At 44.3% G+C, this 23,713-nt stretch carries 23 protein-coding genes and 1 other RNA gene; 13 read left to right on the top strand and 11 right to left on the bottom strand.

The features are described 5' to 3' along the window. Positions 1 to 16 precede the first annotated feature (16 nt). Positions 17 to 328, bottom strand: coding sequence for a hypothetical protein (locus ACQEXT_RS03710; protein ID WP_426950772.1), 312 nt, complete (start codon positions 326 to 328; stop codon positions 17 to 19). A gap of 55 nt (positions 329 to 383) precedes the next feature. Next, positions 384 to 644 (bottom strand): succinate dehydrogenase assembly factor 2, encoded by a 261-nt coding sequence (locus ACQEXT_RS03705; RefSeq protein ID WP_138971856.1) that lies wholly within the window; start codon positions 642 to 644, stop codon positions 384 to 386. Between the two features lie 201 nt (positions 645 to 845). On the opposite strand from ACQEXT_RS03705, the gene ygfZ reads away from it, so the two are divergent. The 3 genes from ygfZ to ACQEXT_RS03690 all read left to right on the top strand — a co-directional run bounded on the left by ygfZ (position 846) and on the right by ACQEXT_RS03690 (position 3,127). Beyond that, positions 846 to 1,814 carry a tRNA-modifying protein YgfZ gene (gene ygfZ / locus ACQEXT_RS03700; RefSeq protein WP_426950693.1) on the top strand — a complete coding sequence of 323 codons (969 nt, stop codon included), beginning with the start codon at positions 846 to 848 and terminating at the stop codon, positions 1,812 to 1,814. Beyond that, the gene (locus ACQEXT_RS03695; protein ID WP_331427467.1) at positions 1,807 to 2,283 is read left to right on the top strand and encodes a YbaK/EbsC family protein; all 477 of its coding nucleotides are present in this window, start codon (positions 1,807 to 1,809) and stop codon (positions 2,281 to 2,283) included. Before ygfZ ends, ACQEXT_RS03695 begins: the two co-directional genes overlap by 8 nt. A gap of 637 nt (positions 2,284 to 2,920) precedes the next feature. Next, positions 2,921 to 3,127 carry a DUF1107 domain-containing protein gene (locus ACQEXT_RS03690; protein WP_138971859.1) on the top strand — a complete coding sequence of 69 codons (207 nt, stop codon included), beginning with the start codon at positions 2,921 to 2,923 and terminating at the stop codon, positions 3,125 to 3,127. Positions 3,128 to 3,167: 40 nt separating this feature from the next. Here the strand turns inward: ACQEXT_RS03690 and ACQEXT_RS03685 are convergent, their stop codons facing one another. Genes ACQEXT_RS03685 through ACQEXT_RS03675 form a run of 3 tightly spaced genes read right to left on the bottom strand, consistent with a single transcriptional unit; the run spans position 3,168 to position 6,187 of the window. Then, on the bottom strand, positions 3,168 to 4,400 hold the full coding sequence (locus ACQEXT_RS03685; RefSeq protein WP_426950691.1) for an FAD-dependent 2-octaprenylphenol hydroxylase: 1,233 nt from the start codon (positions 4,398 to 4,400) through the stop codon (positions 3,168 to 3,170). 24 nt (positions 4,401 to 4,424) lie between these two features. After that, entirely contained in the window at positions 4,425 to 5,600 is a 1,176-nt protein-coding gene (gene ubiH / locus ACQEXT_RS03680; protein WP_426950690.1) for a 2-octaprenyl-6-methoxyphenyl hydroxylase, read from the bottom strand. Between the two features lie 11 nt (positions 5,601 to 5,611). Further along, on the bottom strand, positions 5,612 to 6,187 hold the full coding sequence (locus ACQEXT_RS03675; RefSeq protein ID WP_138971862.1) for a YecA family protein: 576 nt from the start codon (positions 6,185 to 6,187) through the stop codon (positions 5,612 to 5,614). A gap of 237 nt (positions 6,188 to 6,424) precedes the next feature. Between ACQEXT_RS03675 and ACQEXT_RS03670 the strand changes: the two genes are divergently transcribed. The 5 genes from ACQEXT_RS03670 (at position 6,425) to serA (ending at position 9,756) form a co-directional block, all read left to right on the top strand. Continuing rightward, positions 6,425 to 6,733: a cell division protein ZapA gene (locus ACQEXT_RS03670; protein WP_138971863.1), complete on the top strand. Its 309-nt coding sequence runs from the start codon at positions 6,425 to 6,427 to the stop codon at positions 6,731 to 6,733. 18 nt (positions 6,734 to 6,751) lie between these two features. Further along, positions 6,752 to 6,934, top strand: a non-coding RNA gene (ssrS, locus tag ACQEXT_RS03665) — 6S RNA. Positions 6,935 to 6,967: 33 nt separating this feature from the next. Further along, positions 6,968 to 7,555 (top strand): 5-formyltetrahydrofolate cyclo-ligase, encoded by a 588-nt coding sequence (locus ACQEXT_RS03660; RefSeq protein ID WP_138971864.1) that lies wholly within the window; start codon positions 6,968 to 6,970, stop codon positions 7,553 to 7,555. Between the two features lie 62 nt (positions 7,556 to 7,617). Beyond that, entirely contained in the window at positions 7,618 to 8,274 is a 657-nt protein-coding gene (rpiA, locus tag ACQEXT_RS03655; RefSeq protein ID WP_331416157.1) for a ribose-5-phosphate isomerase RpiA, read from the top strand. Between the two features lie 252 nt (positions 8,275 to 8,526). After that, positions 8,527 to 9,756 carry a phosphoglycerate dehydrogenase gene (gene serA, locus ACQEXT_RS03650; RefSeq protein ID WP_138971866.1) on the top strand — a complete coding sequence of 410 codons (1,230 nt, stop codon included), beginning with the start codon at positions 8,527 to 8,529 and terminating at the stop codon, positions 9,754 to 9,756. A 64-nt stretch (positions 9,757 to 9,820) separates the two neighbouring features. Here the strand turns inward: serA and ilvN are convergent, their stop codons facing one another. The 6 genes from ilvN to ACQEXT_RS03620 all read right to left on the bottom strand — a co-directional run bounded on the left by ilvN (position 9,821) and on the right by ACQEXT_RS03620 (position 17,384). Continuing rightward, positions 9,821 to 10,315: an acetolactate synthase small subunit gene (gene ilvN / locus ACQEXT_RS03645; protein WP_138971867.1), complete on the bottom strand. Its 495-nt coding sequence runs from the start codon at positions 10,313 to 10,315 to the stop codon at positions 9,821 to 9,823. A gap of 2 nt (positions 10,316 to 10,317) precedes the next feature. Then, positions 10,318 to 12,042 (bottom strand): acetolactate synthase 3 large subunit, encoded by a 1,725-nt coding sequence (locus ACQEXT_RS03640; protein WP_331418537.1) that lies wholly within the window; start codon positions 12,040 to 12,042, stop codon positions 10,318 to 10,320. Between the two features lie 439 nt (positions 12,043 to 12,481). Beyond that, entirely contained in the window at positions 12,482 to 14,290 is a 1,809-nt protein-coding gene (locus tag ACQEXT_RS03635) for an AMP-dependent synthetase/ligase (RefSeq protein ID WP_426950689.1), read from the bottom strand. 164 nt (positions 14,291 to 14,454) lie between these two features. Next, the gene (gene leuO / locus ACQEXT_RS03630; protein WP_426950688.1) at positions 14,455 to 15,414 is read right to left on the bottom strand and encodes a transcriptional regulator LeuO; all 960 of its coding nucleotides are present in this window, start codon (positions 15,412 to 15,414) and stop codon (positions 14,455 to 14,457) included. Between the two features lie 393 nt (positions 15,415 to 15,807). Then, the gene (locus ACQEXT_RS03625; RefSeq protein WP_426950687.1) at positions 15,808 to 16,854 is read right to left on the bottom strand and encodes an MJ1255/VC2487 family glycosyltransferase; all 1,047 of its coding nucleotides are present in this window, start codon (positions 16,852 to 16,854) and stop codon (positions 15,808 to 15,810) included. Beyond that, complete coding sequence (locus tag ACQEXT_RS03620) at positions 16,851 to 17,384, bottom strand: phosphatase PAP2 family protein (RefSeq protein WP_426950686.1); 534 nt, start codon at positions 17,382 to 17,384, stop codon at positions 16,851 to 16,853. Before ACQEXT_RS03620 ends, ACQEXT_RS03625 begins: the two co-directional genes overlap by 4 nt. A 502-nt stretch (positions 17,385 to 17,886) precedes the next feature. Here ACQEXT_RS03620 and leuA point away from each other — a divergent pair. The 5 genes from leuA (at position 17,887) to ACQEXT_RS03595 (ending at position 23,571) form a co-directional block, all read left to right on the top strand. After that, positions 17,887 to 19,434 carry a 2-isopropylmalate synthase gene (leuA, locus tag ACQEXT_RS03615; RefSeq protein WP_426950684.1) on the top strand — a complete coding sequence of 516 codons (1,548 nt, stop codon included), beginning with the start codon at positions 17,887 to 17,889 and terminating at the stop codon, positions 19,432 to 19,434. 56 nt (positions 19,435 to 19,490) lie between these two features. Then, positions 19,491 to 20,582, top strand: coding sequence for a 3-isopropylmalate dehydrogenase (gene leuB, locus ACQEXT_RS03610; RefSeq protein ID WP_269376496.1), 1,092 nt, complete (start codon positions 19,491 to 19,493; stop codon positions 20,580 to 20,582). Positions 20,583 to 20,653: 71 nt separating this feature from the next. Then, positions 20,654 to 22,054: a 3-isopropylmalate dehydratase large subunit gene (gene leuC / locus ACQEXT_RS03605; protein WP_426950682.1), complete on the top strand. Its 1,401-nt coding sequence runs from the start codon at positions 20,654 to 20,656 to the stop codon at positions 22,052 to 22,054. Positions 22,055 to 22,065: 11 nt separating this feature from the next. Then, on the top strand, positions 22,066 to 22,668 hold the full coding sequence (gene leuD / locus ACQEXT_RS03600) for a 3-isopropylmalate dehydratase small subunit (RefSeq protein ID WP_138971876.1): 603 nt from the start codon (positions 22,066 to 22,068) through the stop codon (positions 22,666 to 22,668). A gap of 120 nt (positions 22,669 to 22,788) precedes the next feature. Next, positions 22,789 to 23,571, top strand: a complete 783-nt coding sequence (locus ACQEXT_RS03595) for a DUF547 domain-containing protein (protein WP_426950681.1) — start codon at positions 22,789 to 22,791, stop codon at positions 23,569 to 23,571. Positions 23,572 to 23,713 lie beyond the last annotated feature (142 nt).

Raw genomic sequence — 23,713 nt, 5'->3', positions numbered from 1 at the left:
TCTCACTTGAGGGAGCCTAAGGCTCCCTTTTTAACATCACCACTAACTCACGATATTTTGCTTCTGTGACACTATCTCGCCACAGCATCACTCTTTCCTCATTGCGATGAATGATCACCAAGCCGATCGGTAGAAACGTGAACATCACTTTTTTGATCTTATGCCGACCACGAGTTGATTGATATTGCGTTGCAGAAAAAAAACTCACTTCATCTCGCAATGACTTAATAAGTAACGGTTCTGCCTTTGCGTGTTTAAAAAGCACAAACAAAAGCAAAAAGGATGGGGCTAACGGTAATGTAGAGAGGGTAATTATTGAGAAGGCCAAAACCAGTAGCAAGGTATTGGCCTTTAGAGCAATAGCTGATGGGGTTAAAGTGAGATTAACGCACTTTGCTGAGGTTATGCGCGACAATCTTATCTACCATTGCTGCATGGCCTAAGTTCTCGCTTCGACCATGTCCCATAATCCAGGTAAACAAATCTGGATCATCACACTCCAGCAGTGAGACAAAGTCACGTTGTTCATTTTCTTGTAGGCCATCAAAGCATTCTTCAAAAAATGGCATGATCACTACGTCGAGTTCTAACATTCCACGGCGACACGCCCATTTAATACGCGCTTTTTGTTCTGCGGGATACATTCTACTTCCTCACCTTATCGGTTGTTTGCGCCGAGTGTAACAAGCAAATAAGCTTACAACTAGTACGTCAGTCACACTCCCGACTAAGGTCACTATTTTCGTTCACTATCTAGATTATGAATGGCACACAATTCAAAAGGTTGTTTATCACTAGGAATAGGCGATAACATACGGCCATCAACTACTTATTAGGTAACTATCATGGATTGGCACAACGACTTTGCACCCTTACAACTCGCGTCGAATGATGTTCTTCCCCAACTGGCAATTGCCCCTCTCAACTCATGGGCTGCAATCACCATGGTTGGTGAAGATAAGAAGTCTTACTTACAAGGCCAAGTTACCTGCGATGTGGTTAAGCTAGAACCACATTTATCCACATTTGGCGCACACTGCGATGCCAAAGGTAAAGTCTGGAGTGTATTCCGACTCTTCCATCACAATGATGGTTATGCCATGTTTCAACCGTCAGCAGTGATCGAAAAAGAGCTGGCAGAAATTAAAAAATATGCCGTTTTTTCAAAGGTAGACATCAAGCAAGCCGACGAGATCGCTCTGGGTGTGATGGGTGAAAAGGCAACCGAACTGGTTGATACACTCTCTACTCTATCTGGAGATGTGCGCCCAATAGATGGTGGAACAGCCGTTAAAATAGACCACCAGCGCTGGTTGCTGCTGGTAACACAAGAGGCGGCACAGCACATTGTGGCTTCAAGCCAAGCTGACAAGGTTGATGAGACACTTTGGACACTCCTCGATATCCAAGCGGGTTTGCCGATCTTAACAGCTGAACAGCAAAATGAGCACATACCACAAGCACTCAATGTTCAAGCTTTAGCGGGCATTAGCTTCACTAAAGGCTGTTACACCGGACAGGAAACGGTAGCACGAGCTAAATATCGCGGGATTAACAAACGTGCGCTATTCATTATTAAAGGGGAAGCACAGCAGGAGATTGCTGCTAACGCAGAACTAGAGCGTGCTGTTGGAGAAAACTGGCGTAGCGCGGGTCAATTGCTCGCACACTATCGCTATAGTGATAACCATGCCTTGGCTCTTGTTGTATTACCAAACAACTTGGAAGAGGACACTCAGCTACGCCTTAAAGACCAGACTCAAAGTCAGTGGACTTTCGCGTCCCTTCCTTACTCACTTGAAGACAATGACTAGTCCGTTTTCTACTCATATTACCCAATACCTTGAATCGCAGCAGGTCAATTTTCGCCTGCTGCCTCATCAACGTCCAGCCGTCACAATTGAAGATGCGGCGATGCAAAGAGGTATTCGCCCAAGTCAGATGGTGAAGTCGATTGTACTGAGAGATATGAGCAATCGTTACGCCATCGCTTGTGCACCCGGAGATCAATCTATCGATCCCAAGAAAGTCAGGGCTTTACTAGAGTGGCGACGTATGACCTGCGTATCTATGGAACAGGTAGCGAGTTTAACGGGCTACCAGATTGGTACCGTCGTTCCCCTTCTTTTAAAAACGCCAATGACCGTGATCTTCGATCAACAACTTTTGAGTGAACCTGAAGTCACCATCAGCAGTGGCTCCAATATGGCGGGTATTGCACTCCAATGTGATGATTTGATTCGCCTTTGCCAACCTAGAGTCGCCAATATCTGCCGCGACTGAAACGAAACCTACCCAAGTTGGATAACATTCAGATATTTTTTTGCAATCGATTGCATCAATTGGTGATTAGCGTCTCACGCCTAAGCATTGGTTGTTAAATTATTATTCAATTTAAAAGCATAAGTAGTCATGATGTGTTTTTTGAAGTATTCTGTTTTTGTTGGTTAAAGTTCGAACAAAGGTCATGTACCCCGTTCGACACTCGCTGAAGAGTCTGTACATAACTTGCAATGCGAGTGCACTCCTTCTCCAACAAAAAAAAAGTGAATCCACTGATTGTTTCAGGACATCCACTTTTTGTGTAATGCATCTGTGACTATTCGCCCGCCTTGAAGCGGGCTTTTTTTTTGCAAATTTAACACCAAATTAACACCTAATTAAAAAGTTAAACTATTCTTAAAACTGTCACATAGTTGAGGCTTAATACTTCACGATTAAGACCTTCTATAAGTTCCTAACTCAGAACATAAATGAGGTAATTATCACAATAATTTGGATATTTATCCGCGAATTTGCCTACAGCAACACAAATATCCAAATAACACAGTTTTGACTGCATATTCCCCCATGACAATCACACTATTAATGGTGGGAACTCAGTATAATTGCGGTGCTTGCTAAACATAAGGACAAATGTATGAGACTGTTTAAGCGCTATACACCAGGTATGATTGCTAAACACATTAGTCGACTATTTAAAGGAAGGATTTATATCTACGGAGTAGGTAAATTTGAGTTTGATAACGGTAAGCTAATTCTGCCAGAAAAGGCAGAGCGCAGGCATTTTCAAGCGGTAAAAGAGATCAATAAAGAAATCATGAAACTCCGCTGTGCATACGCATAACAGAATTTAAAAAGGGTTGGCAATGCCAACCCTTTCCACTTTAGTGGGTTTGAGATTTTATTCCTCTGTTCTGTGCCAGTTTCGGCAAATCACCTTTCAAACCCAATGCGCGCTTCATAATCTCATCTTTTGCACCAGGAAGTTGGCCTGCTAGCTTCATACCTATACCGCGGAGCAGTTTTTTCGCTGGATTATTGCCTTCGAAGAGATCTTTAAATCCTTGCATTGCCGCAATCATCTTAGCGGCCTCAGCTTTACGCCAACGTTCATAACCCCGTAGATTTCGTTTAGTCCCAAAGTCTTCACCTTGCTGCCACATTTCTAGTACTTGTTGGGCTAGACTCGCCGCATCAAGCAAACCTAAGTTTACCCCCTGCCCTGCGAGTGGGTGAATGGTATGTGCCGCATCTCCAACTAATGCAACTCGCTCTGTCACAAAGTCGCGTGCATAGCGCATTTTTAATGGGAAGGCGAATCGCTCACCAAGCACTTCACACAAGCCAAGTCGATTATCAAACTCAGCAGTAAGCACTTTACTAAACTCATTGGCTGACATACCAAGTAAACGTTCAGCACGATTCGGTTCCGTCGACCACACAATAGAACTCAAATTATCTTCACCTAAAGGAAGAAAAGCCACTGGACCTTGAGGTGTAAAGGTTTGACGTGCAACACTTTGGTGAGATTCTTGAGTACGAACGTTAGCAACAATCGCGCTGTGACCGTAATCCCAATGTGTCAAAGGAATATCTTGCTGCTTGCGTACCCAAGAGTTGGCGCCATCAGCACCAACAACTAGCTTGGCCGTCAATGATTGCCCGCTATCTAAGTTGATCCATGCTTCACTCTCTCCAATCGCCATCGAAGCACATTTCGCCGGCATAAATAGAGTGACATTACTTTGCTGCTTAACTTGATCAAGTAACGCAAGTTGAATAACTCGGTTCTCTACAATATGACCGAGGTCCGGTTGCGCTAGCTGCTGTGCTTCGAACTCAATTCGAGCAAAACTGTCTTGTTCCCAGACTTCCATTGCACGATAAGGGGCCGCTCGACGCTGAACGATTCCTTGCCATGCCCCTAGGTTTCGCAAAATTGTCTCACTAGAACGACTTAATGCTGAAACACGCACATCAGGAAGCTCACCAAGCTCACTTTCTGGTTCACGACTTTCGATCACCGCGATACGTAGTTCTGTATCTTTGAACGCAGCGGCGAGCGCTAAGCCAACCATTCCACCACCAACAATGGCGATATCTACACTTTGCATCATATCTTTGTGTCCTTGCTGATATCTCTAACGAGACACCAAACCTAATGTTCTTCTCAATAGTGGTGTTTTGAGTATCGGCAAATTATCCATCGCAAACAGACCCACATTTCGCCCGATCCGCGTCGCTAAGTAATCATTTGAAAACAGATGTACTAACGCAGAGGTCATCTCAATTGTCGCATCACGATCATTACATCGAGACTGCTTAAAGCGTTTTAAAACCTGATAACAACCCACATCATGTGTCGAATTTGCAATACTTTCAGCCAAGGTAGCGACGTCTCTGATACCTAAGTTAAATCCCTGTCCAGCGATAGGGTGAAGCGTTTGTGCCGCATTCCCGACAACAGCAAAGCGGTGCGAAACATTTTCTTTTCGGTATCTAAGTAGTAACGGGTAGCTCGCTCGCTGTCCGACTTTTTTTAACTTACCTAACCGCCAACCAAATGCCGTTTGAAGCTCTGACAAGAACTGTTTGTCATCATAGTCCATGACTTCTGTGGCATGTTCTGGACGCAAACACCAAACTAAGGACATACGCCCTTCCGACATAGGTAACAGGGCAACAGGTCCAGACTCGGTGAAACGCTCAAATGCTTGCCCCTTATGAGCAAGCTCTGTGGTAACATTCGCTATCACAGCAACTTGATCGAAGTTATGCTCAGTCAGTTCATGCCCCAACTGCTGGCAACAGGTAGACATCGCGCCGTCTGCCGCAACCAACAATTTACCTTCAACCACCGTTTCATTGGTGAGCCTTATCTGCACTTTTTTCTCATGACGAGTAACTTGACTTACAGAAGCTTGGATCAGTTCAATATTGCCGTCTAACTGAGCCTGACTATTGTAAATACGACCAACATCAGCCAATTCGACAACATACCCCAAGGCTTCTAGACCCACTTCCTGAGTTGCGATATCAGTCAGACCTGCATGGGTTCGGTCGGAGACATGAATGTGTTCAATTGGCGTGGCAATTTTTGCAATTTCTTCCCATAAACCAAACTTCCTCAGGATCGCCGCGCTACCATAGGAAAGTGCAATCGAACGTGAATCAAAGCCAGGATGAGCCTGATCGTCAACAGGAAAAGGTTCTATCACCGCAATAGACAAAGGTTGTTTGGAAAGCTTATTTATCGCTAATGCTAAGGTCATTCCTGCCATAGCACCACCAGCAATCACCACATCAAACTGCTTCATCGCGTTACCTATTAATGAATCGTTGGAGCCTGTTTCTCGACCGGTTTTTGGCCAAATTCTGCATGAATGGTCAACACACATGCCTTAACATGTTCGATCACGTGCTCTAATAACTGAGCTTGTTCTTCGAGATCATCCTCTTCGTCAATACCCAGTTTGGCTATTTCTTCTAAATCAGCCAATGCCTCTTTAACGTCACTTGATGCCTTATTGAGCGCAGCATTGATTAAACCAAGACCAGAAATAAAGTGGTTAACCCATTCGGCCAAACCATCTGCGACGTCAAACAGTGTTGCACTCGCTTCATCATCGGGAAGGAGTAGCTCAAGATCCATTCCAGAACCTGTTAGCTCCTGAATAGTTGCATCTAAAGTGCCTTCGGCTAACTGCAAAGATTTTGTAGGCCACCCCATACCTTCACTCACATAGTCATAAACAAGTGGCTGCCAACTTTTATCTATTAGGCTCAAACCGCCACAAAGCATTCCAGTGAGCAAGCCGTGAAGTTCTGCTGGGTTAACCGCTAAGCCTGCCGACTGTAACTCACTGGCAAATGTCAGATAATCAGGTAATTTGGTGTCGCTCATTGCTATGACCTAAAATAAAGTAAATATCCTCAATCGTATCACTTACCAAAGCAGGCGAAAACGCGTGATTGCGCAATTGTGGGGAGCTTTTACACAAATTGCCCAATTACTGTGTTGTTACACACTGATTTTGGTTAGGTCTAACTGAAAAGCTTGAATCTTAATAAGGCTTTTTCTATAGTTTCTCCCTCGGTGATTATCTGCTTTATCACCTTAGACAACAGATATAGAGTCGGTATGAGTAATCAAGCGGTAGAAGTCGAAATCTTAGGCAAACTAACTCGTGTTAACTGTCCAGCAGGACAAGAAGAGTCTTTGATCAATGCAGCAGCACGTTTAGATGATCGCCTTAAAGAGTTAGCGGCTAAAACCAAGATGACCAACGAAGTACAGCTGCTGACCTTTGTTGCCTTAAACTTTTGTCACGAACTCGAAGTCCGCGACAACGATTCAAAGCAGGAACAAGATGCAATGGTTGAGCGTATGGAACTGCTCTCTGCGTCTTTGGATGATGCAATTAGTAAAGTTAAGCCAGGACAGCAGTAACCTTTACACCATCAAGAATTTACCCTGGAGTGTTCGTGAGGGGATTAAGTCCCTGAGCCGATAAGCAATACCCAAGGGTTAGTACTTGGTAGCTATTGAGCAAGCTCGGCTTGTACCGAGAAGCCTACGGTTATCTCTGCTGATCCGCCTTGAACCAGCTGGTTCAAGGGTCCATATCTCCAACGGCACTCTGGGGTATCCCTATCTCGATACCCAGCAACCATGGGTAATGTCATGACTCTTTCACGCCAAGACTTACGCAAAGTCATTCGACAGAAACGCAATGCGCTCAGTAGCGACACGCAATATCTGGCAGGATTAGACTTAGTGACACAATTCAAGCAATTGCCTGAGATCGCCTCAGCACAACACATCGCTTTGTACATCACCGCAGATGGCGAGATCGATACTAAACCACTCATTGAATGGCTATGGCAGCAGGGAAAGGATGTCTACTTGCCTGTAATTCATCCCTTCTCCCACGGTCATCTACTGTTTCTTCGATACTCAAGCACGACACCTATGGTGCTAAACCGCTATGCAATTGCAGAACCCAAATTAGACCAGACTCAGATTATTCCTGTCGCTCAGCTTGATCTCATCTGCACCCCTTTAGTCGCTTTTGACTCGACTGGACATCGCCTAGGAATGGGAGGGGGCTACTACGATCGAACGCTAGAGCCTTGGTTCAACACTCGCCTCGGGCCTAAACCGATTGGATTAGCCCATGACTGCCAGCAAGTCGACTCACTGCCTATTGAGTCTTGGGATGTGCCTCTACCTAAAATAGTGACGCCAAGCCAGATCTGGGATTGGGAATAAAACCAATTTGCAGCTATAATCGCCGCCGCAAACGATTTTACTACCGCCTCTAGGAGATGAGCATGACTCAAGATGAAATGAAGAAAGAAGCTGGTTGGGCAGCACTTAAGTATGTTGAAAAAGGCAGCATTGTTGGTGTTGGTACAGGCTCTACTGTGAATCACTTCATCGATGCACTTGCAACAATGAAAGATGACATCAAAGGTGCTGTTTCAAGCTCTGAAGCATCAACTGAAAAGCTAAAAGGTCTCGGCATCGAAGTCTTCGACTGCAACGATGTTGCGATGCTAGACATCTATGTTGATGGTGCTGATGAGATCAATGCATCTCGTGACATGATCAAAGGCGGTGGCGCAGCACTGACTCGTGAGAAAATTGTTGCTGCTATTTCTGAGAAGTTCGTCTGTATCGTTGACAATACTAAAGCAGTCGACGTACTTGGCCAATTCCCACTACCAGTAGAAGTTATCCCAATGGCACGCTCTTACGTCGCTCGCCAGTTGGTTAAATTAGGTGGTGATCCTGCTTACCGTGAAGGTGTAGTCACTGACAATGGCAACGTTATTCTTGATGTGCATGGCATGAAGATTACTGATCCAAAAGATCTAGAAGATAAAATCAACTCTATTGCTGGTGTCGTCACTGTTGGTCTATTCGCACACCGTGGTGCTGATGTTGTCATCACTGGCACGCCGGAAGGGGCAAAAATCGAAGAGTAACCCATCAATTTTGGTTATTTCATTACAAGCGGCGCCATTTGGCGCCGTTTTTTTCATTTTAATCAATAAATATTCTGCCTTATTCCGTAATTTTCTTACCCAAACTGTATTTTTTTTGTTAAGTTAATGGTCAGAAGACGCACAAGGAAAACGTTTGCGTGCTACATAACGCTGATAAAAACGTTTGCTTTATCTGCTTTAGTCTAATGTGCGCCACTTAAGCCCAATTTCCCCACTTTAAGGAAGAAGACAATGGCCAAAGTTTCACTGGAAAAAGACAAAATAAAAATTCTCTTGCTTGAAGGTCTACATCCATCAACAGTAGAAGTTCTTCAGGCTGCCGGCTACACCAACATTGAGTATCACAAAGGTTCACTTCCAGAAGATGAGCTTCTAGAAGCCGTTAAGGATGTCCATTTTATTGGTATCCGTTCGCGCACTAATTTGACAGAAGAAGTGATCAACGCTGCCGAAAAGTTAGTCGCCATTGGCTGTTTCTGTATTGGTACCAACCAAGTTGATCTTAAAGCAGCCGCATCTCGCGGTATTCCAGTATTTAACGCACCTTTCTCAAATACACGTAGTGTTGCGGAATTGGTACTAGGTCAGATCTTATTGCTACTACGCGGTATTCCAGAAAAGAACGCGCTAGCTCACCGTGGTATTTGGAAGAAGAGTGCTGACAATTCATACGAAGCACGCGGTAAACGTTTAGGTATTATCGGTTATGGTCACATTGGTACACAGTTAGGCATTATTGCTGAAAACCTGGGTATGCGTGTCTACTTCTACGATATTGAGAACAAGCTTTCACTAGGTAACGCGACTCAAGTCCACACCATGAGTGAGCTTCTGAATAAATGTGATGTCATCTCACTTCACGTTCCTGAAACCGCTGATACAAAGAACATGATGGGTGCCGAAGAGTTCGCTCGCATGAAGCCAGGTTCAATCTTTATCAACGCTGCTCGTGGTACCGTAGTTGATATCGAAGCACTCTGCCATAGCCTGGAAGCAGGTCACCTTGCTGGTGCGGCAATTGACGTATTCCCGACCGAGCCTAAAACCAACGCAGATCCATTTGAGTCTCCACTGCAAAAATTCGATAACGTGATCCTAACTCCTCACGTAGGCGGCTCAACTCAGGAAGCTCAAGAAAACATTGGCGTAGAAGTAGCAGGAAAATTGGCTAAGTACTCAGACAATGGTTCAACGCTATCAAGCGTTAACTTCCCTGAAGTTTCTCTACCAGAGCATCGCGATTGTTCACGACTGCTGCACATTCACGAAAACCGTCCAGGTATTCTGACTCAAATTAACACCATCTTCGCTGAAGAAGGTATTAACATCGCGGGTCAGTACCTACAGACTGCTGCGGATTTTGGTTATGTAGTTATCGATGTAGAGACGGAACGCTCTGAAGAAGCACTGAAAAAGCTAAAAAGCATCGAAGGTACTATTCGCGCTCGTATCCTTCACTAATCAATTCATAAATGCAAAAAACCACCGTTATACGGTGGTTTTTTTATTGGCTAAACAGTGACTTTTAAGGTTTTAAAGCGCGTTCACCACGAGCGATTCCAACTACACCACTGCGCGCTACTTCGATCACTTCTGTGACTTCAGAAATGGCCTGAATAAAGGCATCAAGTTTCTCGCTGGTTCCAGCCATCTGTACCGTGTACTGGGAAGCCGTAACATCAACAATCTGACCACGGAAGATATCAGCAGTACGTTTAACTTCCGCACGTGAAAAACCGCTGGCTTTCACTTTCACCATCATCAGTTCACGTTCGATATGGTCAAGCTCTGTCACTTCCTGCACTTTAAGGACATCAATCAGTTTGTTAAGTTGCTTCTGGATCTGCTCCAGTTCCATGTCATCAGAGATGGTCGTAATGTTTAAACGCGATAATGTTTCATCATCTGTCGGTGAAACCGTTAGAGATTCGATGTTGTAAGCACGTTGAGAAAACAGACCAACAACACGCGATAAAGCCCCCGGTTGGTTTTCCATTAGTAGTGAAATAATGTGTCTCATAATTACGTTCTCTCCGTCTTGCTTAACCACATTTTGTCCATACCCTCACCTTTGATCTGCATTGGGTATACATGCTCAGTCTCGTCCACATTGATATCAACAAACACTAAGCGATCTTTCATATCAAGTGCTTGTTTTAGACCAGATTCCAACTGATCTGGAGACTCAATTCGGATACCAACATGGCCATAAGCTTCAGCAATGGCGGCAAAATCAGGAACAGAACTCATATATGAGTTTGAATGGCGGCCTTGGTAAATGATGTCTTGCCATTGTTTTACCATGCCTAAGAATCGGTTATTCAAGTTAATGATTTTAACAGGGATATCGTATTGCATTGCTGTCGATAGTTCCTGAATATTCATTTGGATACTGCCGTCACCAGTCACTACCACCACTTCTTCTTCAGGCTTGGCGAACTTAACACCCATACCTGCTGGTAGACCGAAGCCCATCGTGCCAAGACCACCAGAGTTGATCCAGCGGCGAGGTTTATTGAATGGGTAGTAAAGGGCTGCAAACATTTGGTGCTGACCTACATCAGAAGCAACATAAGCGTCGCCATTTGTCAGCTTGTGCAAGGTTTCAATAACTTGCTGAGGCTTAATACGCTCAGGTGATGTCTCATAAGACAAACACTCACGATCACGCCACACTTGGATCTCATCCCACCAGCGATTTAAAGCATCTTGATCGTTTGTGCTACCCTGCTCTTCAAGCAGTTTAACCATGCTTTCGAGAACTTTTTCTGCAGAGCCTACAATAGGCAGATCCGCTTTCACGTTTTTCGAGATTGATGAAGGATCAATATCGATATGCATTACTTTAGCGTCTGGGCAGTACTTCTCTAGATTGTTTGTGGTTCGGTCATCAAAACGAACGCCGACACCAAAAATGAGATCCGCTCTATGCATCGCCATATTGGCTTCATACACACCATGCATACCCAACATGCCTAAGGAATTTTTATGAGTGCCGGGGAATGCACCAAGCCCCATCAAAGTACTGACTACAGGTAGATTTAGCGCTTCAGCCAATTTAGTTAGGTGCTCTTCTGCACCAGAAATAACGGCGCCACCACCTACATACAGCACAGGTCGTTTTGCTTCTAGAAGGGTCTTCAGACCTTTCTTGATTTGACCTTTGTGACCAGTCGTAGTCGGTTTGTAAGAGCGCATTGAAATAGCTTGAGGGTACTCATACGGCAGCTTAACCTGAGGATTCATTACATCTTTAGGTAAATCAATAAGTACAGGGCCAGGGCGACCGGTGGTTGCAATATAGAAGGCTTTCTTAACCGTTTCAGGAATGTCTTCAGCTTTCTTTACTAAGAAACTGTGTTTAACAACTGGGCGAGATACACCCACGATATCACACTCTTGGAATGCGTCATTACCAATCATGTTATTCGGTACGTTGCCCGAAATTACGATCATTGGAATAGAGTCCATATACGCCGTCGCAATACCAGTAATGGTGTTGGTAGCACCAGGGCCAGAACAGACAAGTACTACACCTGGGTTGCCAGTGGCTCGTGCATAGCCATCAGCCATATGAGTTGCTGCTTGTTCATGACGAACGAGTACATGCTTAATTTGATCAGTTTTTGCGTGAAGCGCATCGTAGATATCTAAAACAGAACCGCCTGGGTAGCCAAAGATCTGTTCTACGCCTTCTTCGATCAGAGATTGAACAACCATCTCTGCTCCGGACAACATTGCTGCCATATTTTTCTCCTTAAACCAGTTTGTCATCGGATAAGGTCAATCTGATGAGCTGGTTTTCCATAGTCTAGGTCTTATTCGTAGCCTAATTCGAAATATTTCCACTTTTTCGGCTATGTCTTGCTCATAGGTAACATAAAGCAAAGTAACGCAACAAATGTAACGTTTTATTATCAACGGGTCTAATGCGATTTATCTCCCACTTTGAAGATTGCACTGGAAAGTAATTATTTATAGCAAGATGAGTCTAAAACAACCCTTTCAAACAGATTCAATCACCTGCAAAAACTAGAAATTAAGTAATAAATTCTGTTCTTTTTTTTCAAGCCACATGAATAAGCAACATCAAAACCATCATATAAGCACAATAAAAAATCCCCCAGCAAGCGAACTTGCTTGTTGGGGGATTTTTAATCACTCAGAAAATTAACTATCGGAAATATTAGTTTTTATCCGACTTGTCCTTGTACATTTCTTCGATTTCATCTTGATACTTGTCGTTAATCACCTTACGACGCAGTTTTTGTGTCGGTGTCAGTTCACCATCGTCCATAGAGAAGGCTTTCGGCAATAACTTGAACTTCTTCACTTGCTCAAACTTCGCCAACTCTTTTTGTAAGTCATTGACGCGCTTTTCTAGCATTTCGACTATCTGATGGTGCTTAATCAACTCGACTCGATCATGATATTTGATGTTGAGCTCTTTAGCGTATTCTTCTAACGAGTCATAACACGGCACTATCAGAGCAGAGACAAATTTGCGCGTATCCGCAATAACAGCAATCTGCTCGATAAAGTGATCTTTGCCGATTGCGCCTTCAATCATTTGTGGAGCGATATACTTACCATTCGACGTCTTCATTAGCTCTTTGATTCGATCTGTAATGAACAAATTGCCATTCTCATCGATATGACCAGCATCACCTGTTTTCAGAAAGCCATGTTCGTCAAAGGTTTTCGCTGTCTCTTCCGGCATTTTGTAGTAACCACGCATGACCATTGGACCACGAACAAGAATCTCGTTGTTCTCACCAATCTTGACCTGAGCGCCCGGCATCGCCATACCTATTGAGTCAGGATTGAAACATTTATCATCCCAGCACGATACGGTCGCTGTGGTCTCTGTCATGCCGTAACCCAACTTTACGTTGATACCAATCGCATGGAAGAAGCGACCGATGGTTTCATCGAGCTTAGCGCCACCACACGGCATGAAATTGATTTGACCGCCAAGCAAAGCACGTAGCTTTGACAAGACCAGTTTGTCTGCCAATGCATGCGCTTTCTTCAGAGCAATGGAAGGTTTGCGCCCTTCTTGATGACACAATGCCATTTTGGCACCCATATTTACTGCCCAAGTAAATAAAACTTTGCGAATAAATGGTGCTTTAGCCACTTTTTCATGAATCGCTGAGAAGATCTTTTCGTAGAAGCGAGGCACCGCACACATCACTGTCGGGCGTACTTCACTCAAGGCTTCACGAACTTGCATAGTGTCTTGTAGGTAACAGTTCGTCGCCCCTTTGTACAGCACGTAGAACGTCCAAGCGCGCTCAAATACATGCGAAAGAGGTAAGAAACAGAGCGACACATCAGATTCACTCAAACTTAATCTCTGATCGTGGCCTTCCAACTGCGCAGCAATATTCGCGTAATCCAACATTACGCCCTTAGGCTGCCCAGTTGTACCCGATGTGTAGATAAGTGTTAGTAGGTCGTCGAAGCATACCTGCTCTAATCGGGCATCCAATTCTGGTTGATGCATTTCGTTCGACTGAGCAATGAATTTTTGCCAACCAATAGCAAAACTATGTTCGCCAACTTGTACGTCATCGGACATAGCCACAATCAGTTCTAACTGTTCGCATTGGTCAAAGATGGATACAGCTGCGTCAAATTGAGCTTGCTCACCGACAAATAATACTCGGACATCCGCATTCTGCAGGATGTAAGCTGACTGAGCGGCAGTGTTGGTTGGATAAATAGGTACTGTGACGGCACGCAGTTGTAATGCTGCGAAATCTGCCACTGTCCACTGTGGCATGTTGTTGGAGAAGATACCAATCTTGTCTTGGACTCGTATTCCCTGAGCCAATAGTGCAAGTGAAAGAGAATCAACTTGCTGACCAAACTGCTTCCAGCTAATACCATTCCACATGTTGCCCACTTTATGTTTGAGCGCAATGCGGTCGCTGCCTTTCGCAATCTGTTCTCGAATTCGTTTTACAATGTGAAAATCTAGGTTGGCCATCTTTACTACCTTTAGCTTACACCTGTAAGCTTTATTAAGCGCACAAGTGTACATTTCGGGTTAGAAAAGGCAACTGATGAGCATCAAAGTTATCAATTAAAATAGTAAAAAACCTTGAATGGCGCGAACCATCCAAGGCTTTTCCTATCAATGAATACTGACAATTACTTTAGGGCAACCACTTCGCCGCAGATCATCATCAGTTGATCGCGCAGCCAGATATGACCCTTGTCTTTTTCGCTTGATTCATGCCAGCTTAAGAAGCCACTGATTTGACCGTTTTCATACGGGAACTCGATGACTTGCAACTGCTCTTTGTTTGCTGCATTTTCGACCATCCAGCGTGGCGCGATTGTCACTAGCTCAGATTGACCTACAACGTAGAGAACGTTGCTTAGGCTCGTACCCTCATAGTATGCCTGAACATCCAGATCTCGGTACGCTTGCTCAGAGAAGCTACGCTGACCGTGAACTTTAGATAACTTAGCATGACGTTCACCAAACAATTGTGCTGGGCTTACTGACCCTTGAATACGTGGGTGTGCTTTAGATGCCACTACAACCAACTCATCTTGGAAGATTTCTGTGCTTGAAAAGCCTTGCTCATCAAAACGAGCATAATCGATAACAAAGTCGATCTCTTGGTAACGCATTCTCTCTGCAAGTTGGCGATCGAATTCAGCATCTAGGTGAAGCTGTACATTAGGTGCAAGCTCGTGAATCGTTGACATAATCTTTGGCGCAAAACGCATGTCACATGGGCTGCAAATTGCCAGTTTGAATAGACGAGTAGATGTCTCTGGAGAGAAAACTGAGCTTGGTAATTCATTACGAATAAGTTGCAGAGCCTGACGAACAGGACCAAACAGCTGACGAGCTCGTTGAGTCGGTTGAATACCGCGTCCCTGACGCATAAATAGCTCATCATTAAACATCACTTTAAGACGCGCTACAGCGTTACTTACTGCTGGCTGTGACATACCCAGATTATGCGCAGCGCGAGTGATGTTTTGTTCTTGCATGACCGCATCGAACACAGTTAAAAGGTTTAAATCTACTCCACGTAAAGTACTTTCCATGCGGTAGCTAGCGATAGCACTCATAGACTCTTTTTTGTCAATCATTGGGCAAGCCTCTTTAATTCATCAACGTAAATGGTTACTAACTTCAAAATGAGTTGGGAATAGAAAACCAAAGGTTCGCCGCATCCATTATATTTAGTTGTTAGATGCTTTATGGCGAATTACTACTATCAACGAATAATTCAGCAATTAGCAATAAGATTGACAATTAATCAGTATTTTTTACTTAACTCGACACTGATCCCTGCAAAAACAATTACTTAAAAAGATTATAAAAAAATATCAAGGTCGTTTTTATAGTGATTATTAGATCTATTTGATATTAATTTCTAACTTATTTTTAGAAAGAGATTTATGGATGGGACTTATCAATGACAACGGCAACGTAAAAATGGCATCAATAGTTTGAAGCCATTTTACGCTAAGAAAGAAGATCTATACGTTAATCGCATAACTCGGGAAATCGACTTTTTCCCACAGGCTCTCAGTCAATAGAGATTGGTCGTCCCAATTGCCTTGTTTAATCCAGCTCACGATCGCTGCGGCCACATCAGGATATTGGACACTTTCAGCCGAGTCTTCATCAAGCCATCGCCTCACTGCGGATGCATCTAAATCATCCATACACGATGCCAAGCCAAGTCCTTCCAATGTCGCGACATTACTTATCTGCTCAAACTGGCCACTTAAAGGTTTAAGCAACAGTTTTTTTCCTAGAGTCAACGCCTCTGAAGGCAGCTCAAATCCCCCATTTGCAATAACACCTTCACAACGCTGTAAATGGGATTGAAACGAGTCGAGGCTAAGTGGCAAACAGTGAATATTGGCAAGCACTTGAGGCTCTACAATCTCTGGGTGATAACATACAAACTTCTGATTTGAGAAGCGTAGCAACAAATCCGTGATGTCAGATAAGCTTTCAAATGGCAAGTAAACGAGCACATAGTCTTCTTCCCTCCAGTGCCCTTTCTCAGTGTGAATAATCGGAGGGAGGATAGGCTGGTCAAAGTGATACCAGTGCAAGCCAATATGGTGTGTGGCCGGAGCAAAATGCTTAATAACCAGTTTGTCCAGCCAACTCGCTCCTTTGATCGGTACCGAGTAGCGAAAAGCATTTTGATGACTAATACTGATCGAGGGAATCTTCTGCCTTTTAGCGGCCCAAGCAGATACCGGCTCAAAATCATTCAGTACTAAGTCATAATCGGACAAATCAAACTGACTGACATCACGCCAAAATTTCCAAAGATTATTCGACACCAGTGTCTTAGCCATATCTACCCTACCTTTGTGGGTAGCAAATGAAAGACCTGCCCGAGTTTGAAAATGACCGAATGCTTCCATCGAGAAATAGTGCTGCTCACTTCTTCCCGTAAAGAGGTAATCAACATCTAAACCTTCATTAGCGAGACATTTTGCCATCGCACGAGCACGCGCAATATGTCCATTGCCTGTCCCTTGAACTCCGTACAATATTTTCATCCATTCATCCCCAATGCGATCAGAGCCAACTGCGCGCTACCGACTCCAAGCAATACGCCGATAAGAACGTCCGTTAAGAAATGAACGCCTAACAAAATTCTTGAGCTTGCAATCAAGGCCGCCCAAACAAACGCAAATAGCTGCCATTCCATATAAAAATGACCGATGACAGTCGCCATCAGGAAAGCGGCGGTAGTATGCCCAGACGGCAGACTATAGCGGTCTGAAGGTGTAATAAAAGAAGTGACTAAATCGGAAAGCTCTTCTGGGCGACGACGTTTAAATAGGTTTTTAGCCAACCAATAGATCGGCAGTTCTATAACAAAAGCGCACAAACCAACAGCAAGAAATGTTCGCCCTTCCATACCACCATAAACAAAAGCGAAAAGTCCGAGCAAAGCGTATAGATGGCCATCTCCCGTGTGAGAAATCACCTTACTTAAACGCGACACTGGATAACAAAATTTATGTTGTAAACAGAATAGGGAAAACGCTAAATCAAACTTAGCAATGGGCTCCATTGAACGCATTTCCAGCTCCTTTTATTACCTATCTTGCTTAAACTTAATTCGAGTTGGTGACAGGCAGGTGAAACTTTGACTGAGTTTCGATGACAAGCTCACCAGCATAGACGAGTGGTCATTGGTTCAACCTATTCTTCCAGAGCACATTACTGAAATACCAACCGACGATTCATCTGTTAAACTGGCAGTTTGCCGCTGGAACTGATCTAAGATGAATAAAAAACACACTTTAGGGTTGACGTTGTCCGTTGAGTGCGGTACTAATTTGTTAACTTAAATATGTGGATTATTTAACGCCCCTAAAGGAATCGTTAACAATGATGAACCGTTTTTCTATCCTGCTGAGCCTCCTCCTTATCGTGACATAATCGCGCGGGTAGGCTGTGGAAGAAAAACAACCACACAGAATTACAACAAACCCGCACTCAGATGCGGGTTTTTTTATATCTAAATACCGGAAGTAAACGATTAACTCGTGCAGATGCACATAATCACTAAGGAAGTAAACATGAATGATCAAGTCATTATTTTCGACACCACCTTGCGTGATGGCGAACAAGCGTTGTCAGCAAGCTTGACGGTTAAAGAAAAACTGCAGATTGCCTATGCGCTTGAAAGGCTCGGCGTTGATGTTATTGAAGCGGGTTTTCCTGTTTCTTCTCCTGGTGATTTTGAGTCGGTACAAACCATCGCTCGCAACATTAAGAACAGTCGAATTTGTGCCCTTTCGCGAGCCGTTGCGAAAGATATTGATGCCGCAGCCGAAGCTTTAAAAGTTGCAGACCAGTTCCGAATCCATACCTTTATTTCTACTTCCACCGTTCACGTTCAAGACAAACTTCGTCGCAGTTACGATGACGTCGTCGAAATGGGTGTAAAAGCAGTCAAACATGCTCGTAATTACACCGATGATGTCGAGTTTTCTTGTGAAGATGCGGGGCGCACACCTATTGATAACTTATGTCGCATGGTTGAAGCCGCTATCAACGCAGGGGCAAGAACGATCAATATCCCAGATACAGTTGGCTACACAGTGCCAAATGAATTTGGTGGCATTATCCAAACCCTGTTCAACCGAGTGCCAAATATCGACAAAGCGATCATTTCGGTACACTGCCATGACGACTTAGGCATGTCAGTAGCAAACTCCATTGCCGCTGTACAAGCAGGTGCTCGTCAGATTGAAGGCACCATTAATGGTATTGGCGAACGTGCTGGCAACTGCTCACTTGAAGAAATCGCAATGATCATCAAGACCAGACAGGAGCTACTTGGTGTTCACACTGGTTTAAAGCATGATGAAATCCATCGCACCAGTAAATTGGTTAGTCAATTGTGCAACATGCCGATTCAAAGCAACAAAGCAATAGTAGGTGCGAATGCATTTAGCCACTCATCAGGCATTCACCAAGATGGCATGTTAAAGAACAAGAATACCTACGAGATCATGACACCTGAGTCGATAGGTCTTAAGAATCAAGCGTTGAACCTAACTAGCCGAAGTGGACGTGCAGCAGTGAAAAGCCATATGGATGCAATGGGCTACAAAGAAGATGAGTACAACCTAGATGCACTTTATGAAGACTTCTTAAAGTTGGCTGACCGTAAAGGCCAAGTGTTTGATTATGATTTAGAAGCCTTGATGCATTTCTCTAATCTACGTGAAGAAGATGACTTTTATAAATTGAACTATCTAAGCGTTCAGTCAGGAAGCGTAATGGCAACCACAAGCATCAAGATACAGTGTGGTGATGAGGAAACTTGTGAAGCCGCAGTCGGTAACGGTCCTGTTGATGCTCTTTACCAGTGTATCTATCGTGTAACTGGTTATGATATTGTTCTAGATAAGTTTGATTTAACCGCGAAAGGCGAAGGTGAGGATGGCTTAGGTCAAGCTGACATCATCGCTAACTACAAAGGTCGCAAATATCACGGCACAGGTGTTTCAACTGATATCGTAGAAGCTTCTGGTCAAGCGCTATTGCATGTGATTAACAGCATCCATCGCGCCAACAAAATCGAAGAAATCAAACAGAAAAAAATCGCAACAGTATAAGTGAGACTCCAAGGACGCGAGTCGCCTTGGAGGAAAATAAAAATTAAAGGATTACCATGACAGACAAATCATACAAAATTGCTGTACTACCCGGTGACGGCATTGGCCCAGAAGTAATGTCACAAGCACACAAAGTGCTAGACGCTATCGAGAAAAAATACGCGATCGAATTTGTGCGTGAAGAACACGATGTTGGTGGCATTGCGATCGATAACCACGGTTGCCCATTACCAGACAGCACAGTGAAAGCTTGTGAAGAATCTGATGCCGTGCTTTTTGGTTCTGTTGGTGGCCCTAAGTGGGAACATCTTCCGCCTAACGATCAACCAGAACGTGGTGCCCTACTTCCACTACGTAAACACTTCCAGCTATTTTGTAACCTTCGCCCAGCGCAAATCCATAAAGGTTTAGAAGCATTCTCTCCTCTTCGTGCAGATATCTCAGAGCGCGGATTCGACATTGTTGTTGTGCGTGAGCTAACTGGTGGTATCTACTTTGGCCAGCCAAAGGGACGTGAAGGTGAAGGCGCAAATGAGAAAGCATTTGATACCGAGGTTTATCACCGTTACGAGATCGAACGTATTGCTAAGATTGCGTTCGAGTCAGCCCGCCTTCGTAACAACAAAGTATGCTCGATTGATAAAGCGAACGTGCTGCAAAGCTCTATCCTTTGGCGTGAAGTGGTTGAAGAGATCGCGAAAGACTATCCTGATGTTGAGTTGTCGCATATGTACATCGACAACGCCACAATGCAACTCATTAAAGACCCATCGCAATTTGACGTCATGCTATGTTCGAACATCTTCGGTGACATCATCTCTGATGAGTGTGCGATGATCACAGGTTCAATGGGAATGCTGCCTTCAGCCTCTCTTAATGAAAGCAAATTTGGCCTATACGAACCAGCGGGCGGAAGCGCACCAGACATCGCGGGCAAAAATATCGCTAACCCAGTGGCGCAAATCTTGTCAGCAGCTCTGATGTTACGTTACAGCCTAGGTGAAGAAGCAGCAGCTCAGGACATCGAAACAGCGGTATCAAAAGCACTATCAGCAGGGGAATTAACCGCAGATCTTTCAGGTGACAAGCCTGCGCTATCCACCTCTGAGATGGGCGACAAGATTGCAGAGTACATTCTTAATTCGTAGTAAACCAATTTAATAATAATGACTTAGCAGTAGGTAAGCCGTTACCTGCTGCTATACACAGGAAAGTAATAATGGGCAAAACACTATATGAAAAAGTCTACGACGCTCACGTCGCCGTAGCCGCAGAGGGTGAGAACCCAATTTTGTACATCGACCGCCATTTAGTTCATGAAGTAACATCACCTCAAGCCTTTGATGGCCTGCGAGAAAAAGGGCGTAAAGTACGTCAGGTGAGTAAAACCTTCGCTACGATGGATCACAACGTATCGACCACGACCAAAGACATCAATGCGTCAGGTGAAATGGCACGTATCCAGATGGAAACGCTATCGAAGAACTGTGAAGAGTTTGGTGTCACCCTTTACGATATCAACCACAAATACCAAGGTATCGTGCATGTCATGGGGCCAGAACTTGGTATCACTCTACCTGGTATGACTATCGTTTGTGGTGACTCACATACGGCAACACACGGAGCTTTTGGTTCACTAGCGTTTGGTATCGGCACTTCAGAAGTTGAGCATGTTTTAGCAACTCAGACTCTAAAACAAGCTCGCGCTAAAACCATGAAGATCGAAGTTAAAGGCAAAGTAGCACCGGGCATCACAGCCAAAGATATCGTATTGGCAATCATCGGTAAAACTACCGCCGCTGGCGGTACAGGTTACGTTGTTGAGTTCTGTGGTGAAGCCATCACTGACCTTACAATGGAAGGTCGAATGACAGTCTGCAACATGGCGATTGAACTAGGTGCTAAAGCTGGCTTAATTGCGCCAGATGAAACCACATTCAACTACGTTAAAGGTCGTAAGTTCTCTCCTCAAGGTGCAGATTTCGATGCAGCAGTAAAGTACTGGAAGACCTTAAAAACGGATGATGATGCCGAGTTCGACGCTGTCGTTACACTAGAAGCCGCAGATATTAAACCTCAGGTCACTTGGGGAACGAACCCAGGTCAAGTTATCGCTGTTGACCAACCTATCCCTGCGCCAGAAAGCTTTACAGACCCAGTAGAAAAAGCTTCAGCGGAAAAAGCACTTGCTTACATGGGCTTAGAGGCGGGCAAATCACTTTCAGAATACTCAGTAGACAAAGTGTTTGTCGGCTCTTGTACTAACTCTCGTATCGAAGATATGCGCGCTGCTGCGCAAGTCGCTAAAGGTCGTAAAGTGGCCGCTCATGTTCAGGCTTTGATCGTTCCAGGTTCAGAGCAAGTGAAAGCGCAAGCAGAAGCGGAAGGTCTGGATGTTATCTTCAAAGAAGCTGGGTTTGAGTGGCGCTTACCAGGTTGTTCGATGTGCTTAGCAATGAACAATGACCGATTGGGTCCTCAAGAGCGTTGTGCATCTACATCAAACCGTAACTTCGAAGGCCGTCAAGGTCGTGATGGACGTACACACTTAGTCAGCCCAGCAATGGCAGCAGCAGCAGCAATTGCTGGCCATTTTGTCGACATTCGTAACTTGGATTAAGGAGAAACAACATGTCAGGTTTTAAACAGCATAAAGGCTTAGTTGTTCCTCTAGACGCAGCAAACGTCGACACCGATGCAATTATCCCTAAACAGTTCCTACAGAAGGTATCTCGTTTAGGTTTTGGTAAGCACCTTTTCCATGATTGGCGTTTTCTTGATGACGCTGGCAAACAGCCAAATCCAGAGTTTGTGATGAATGCGCCGCGTTATAAAGGGGCATCTATCCTGCTTGCTCGTGAAAACTTTGGCTGCGGTTCATCACGTGAACACGCTCCATGGGCGCTTGCCGATTACGGCATTCGCGCAATGATAGCTCCAAGCTTCGCAGATATTTTCTACGGTAACTCAATCAACAACCAAATGGTTCCGGTCCGCTTAACTGAGCAAGAAGTTGATGAAATCTTCAAGTTTGTTGAAGCCAACGAAGGTGCTGAAGTCGAAGTTGATCTCGAAGCAAACAAAGTACGAGCAAATGGCAAAGAGTACTCATTTGAAATCGATGAATTCCGCCGTCACTGTCTACTAAACGGTTTAGATAACATCGGTCTTACTCTACAACACGAAGATAAGATCGCGAGTTACGAAGCCAACATCCCTAGCTTCTTAAAGTAATTCAATCTGCCAATAAATAACAAAGGTTAGCTTAAGCTAGCCTTTTTTGTTTGTAGCTGAAACAAACACCCAATAAGCTTGGTCTAGTAATAAAAGTCTATCACCACTGGAATTTAGCCTATGACACGTATTATTGCTCTGCTGTTCACACTGCTCTCTCTCAATGTTTTTGCCGCCCCCAAGTCAGATCTTTGGCCTTATTGGCAACAAGCCAATCAGAGTAACCAGGCCAGCATTTCACACCAAGCATGGCAAACTTTCCTTGATAGCTATCTAGTTACAGACAGTGACTACACGCTCGTCAAATATGACGACGTTTCCGAACAAGACGAGCAACAACTAGACCTGTACATCTCTACTCTTGCCAAGATCGATCCTCGAACATACTCACTGGATGAACAGTATGCCTACTGGGTTAACCTATACAATGCAATCACAGTTCAACTCATTGTCGATGCCTATCCAATTAAGTCGATTACCAAGTTAGGTGGCCTTTTTAGCTTTGGGCCATGGGGAGATGAAGTGATTACTGTGGCTGGACAACCGCTTTCTCTAAATGACATAGAGCATCGTATCTTACGCCCTATCTGGAACGATCCTAGAACACACTACGCAGTTAACTGTGCAAGCTTAGGTTGCCCTAACTTACAGAGCCAAGCCTTCACCGCAGCGAACACAGAACAGTTATTGGAACTCGCTGCAAAGCAGTTTATCAATAGCGATAAGGGTGTGTTAGTAAATGGTGACAATATCCGCCTCTCATCTATCTATGATTGGTTTATCGCTGATTTTGGCGATCAACAGCAGCTAGTTACTCATATCAATCGGTATCGCAAGCAACCGATCATATCGGTTAAAGGAGCGAGCTATGAGTATGATTGGGATTTAAATGTGAAGAGATAAAAGCGCTTTTAAAACGGTGAAGGTGCGTCGCAGGCAACCTGTAGTCGAAGTGCACAATACGCGATAAAACAAAAAGACCCCAGCATTTCTGCTGGGGTCTGGAATAAGTGGCGGAGCGGACGGGACTCGAACCCGCGACCCC

It is taken from the genome of Vibrio sp. TRT 29B02, from assembly GCF_050113655.1.
Taxonomy (GTDB): domain Bacteria; phylum Pseudomonadota; class Gammaproteobacteria; order Enterobacterales; family Vibrionaceae; genus Vibrio.
The sequence above is the reverse complement of the archived record's forward strand: the minus strand, read 5'-3'. Positions and strand labels throughout refer to the sequence as shown.